Source organism: Pseudomonas sp. GCM10022186 (genome assembly GCF_042656385.1).
Classification (GTDB): Bacteria; Pseudomonadota; Gammaproteobacteria; order Pseudomonadales; family Pseudomonadaceae; genus Metapseudomonas.
Genome location: NZ_JBHSOU010000027.1, coordinates 1 through 1,871, shown reverse-complemented (window position 1 = coordinate 1,871; position 1,871 = coordinate 1). Strand labels below are relative to the sequence as shown.

Sequence of the window (1,871 nt, the reverse complement as noted above, 5' to 3'; positions counted from 1 at the left end):
TTGGTCAGCGGGTCGATGTAACGGATGCCGCCGTACGGGCCGACGATACCGTTGATGTTGTAGGAGTTGCCCACCAGGTCGTAGATCACGAAGGGAGTGGTGTCAGGCACTTCCTTGTCGTAGCTCTGGCTGAGGAAGGCGAAGGAGCCACGGTAGATCTGCCCGCGGGCGTCGTACTGGTCGGACGCCAGGGCGACCCAGCTGTCCTCGTCCAGGTAGAAGCGGCGCTTGGCGTAGATGTGGCGGGCGCCGGACTTCAGGGTGCCTTCCACGACCCAGACGCGGTGCTTCTCCCAGCGCACGTGGTCAGGCGCCAGGTGGTTGGGGGTGGTCAGGGACTTCGGGTCCTGGGCGTAGGTCAGCTCGTAGGTGTTGTAGGGCACGATCATTTCCTGCTTGCCCACCAGCTTCCAGTCGTAGCGGTCCAGCGCGCCGTTGAAGACGAACACGTCGTCGTAGGTGCCGGCACCGGCGGTACCCGGGTTCGGGGTGTCGTAGGCCAGGCTCGGCGCCAGCTTGACGCGGCGCTGGCCGGGCAGGTACTGCCAGGCGCGGCGCGGCTGCTCGACCGCGTTGGCGGCGTCCTTGAGCATGATCGCCTCGCCGGCGCGGCGGGCCGGACCCGAGTAGTACAGCTTCATCTGGTAATACACGTCGGTATTGGCGATGGGCTTGTTCAGGTCCTGGTAGATCGGGTAGTTGATGAAGGCCTGGCCGGTGGTGGCCAGGGTCGCCACGCCGGCGGCGTCCACGTTCCAGGAGTCGTACTTGGAGTTGATGGTCACGCCCTGGTAGCGCAGCAGGTGGTTCCACATGGCCTCGGCGCCCGACTGCGGGATCGGGAAAGGCACGCCCGGCAGCACGTTCTCGATGGCCAGGCCGCCATTGGCGGTCTTGGCGCCGGTGGCGTTCTTCACCGCGTTGTCCAGTACCGGCTTGGGCATGGCCACGGTGCGGTGGGTCGGGAAGACGTCGACGCGGAAGCCCGGATAACGCTTGGCCAGTTCCACGGTGGTGGCGGTGAGCTGGTCCTTGTACTGGTCGACGTTCTTGCCATCGATCACCAGCAGCGGCTTCTCGCTGGCGAAGGGGTCCGGACGCATGCTGTCGCCGGACTTGAAGCCGGCCGGCGCGGTGGTCAGGCCGCCTTCGTAGGCGGGAATGGAGCCATCGGCATTGGCGGCCTTCTCGGCGCCCACCAGGGTCAGGCTGGTGCCCAGCTTGGCCGCCTCGGCGGAGGATACGGCCGCCTGGGCGGTACCAGCCACGGCCATCGCCAGGGAAGCCGCCATCAGGGTTTTCACGAATTTCATCTTGTAGTTCTCCTGCTCGGGTCTCGAGCGACGCGGAATTCAGAAGGTGGTCTTGAGGGTCAGGTAAACCGCGCCACGGTCTTCCGTGGTAGCCCCGCCGCCGGAGAAGGAGGAGTAGCCCCCGGCGAAGCAGGTGTAGCGCTGCGTGGCATCCAATGCGTTGGGTGTAGCGCCGTCAGTGGCACCGTTTTCACACTTCTCGGCATCGCCGAAGGAGTCCACGTACTTCAGGTCGACGAAGTACTGGTTGTAGATTGCCGCGCCGACACCCACCGAGTAGGTACCGGTGTCTTCGGCGCCGCCGCCCTGGACCGGGGACACGCCGTCCAGGCCGACGTTGACCGACATCGGCGCGGAGAGATCGATGCCCGGGAATACCTGGTACCAGGTGGGCGTGAAGTTGACCGCCAGGCCCCAGTTGTCGCGGGTCGGCTTGTCGATGCCGCGGTAGCTGCTCTTGCCCTTGTAGAGCGCCTCGTTGTGGCTATCCAGTTCCAGCAGGTTGCTGTAGTACAGCTCGCCGAGCAGGGTCGCCGCGTCGAACACCGGCGTGTCGCC

At 65.7% G+C, this 1,871-nt stretch carries 2 protein-coding genes; both read right to left on the bottom strand.

Annotated elements, in window-relative coordinates:
- Positions 1–1,313 (bottom strand): DUF1329 domain-containing protein (locus ACFPU0_RS11995; protein WP_377693220.1); only part of this gene is annotated, 1,313 nt, incomplete at its 3' end.
- A 39-nt stretch (positions 1,314–1,352) separates the two neighbouring features.
- Positions 1,353–1,871, bottom strand: a 519-nt coding sequence (locus ACFPU0_RS11990; RefSeq protein ID WP_377693219.1) for a DUF1302 family protein, incomplete at its 5' end; no start/stop codon positions are given.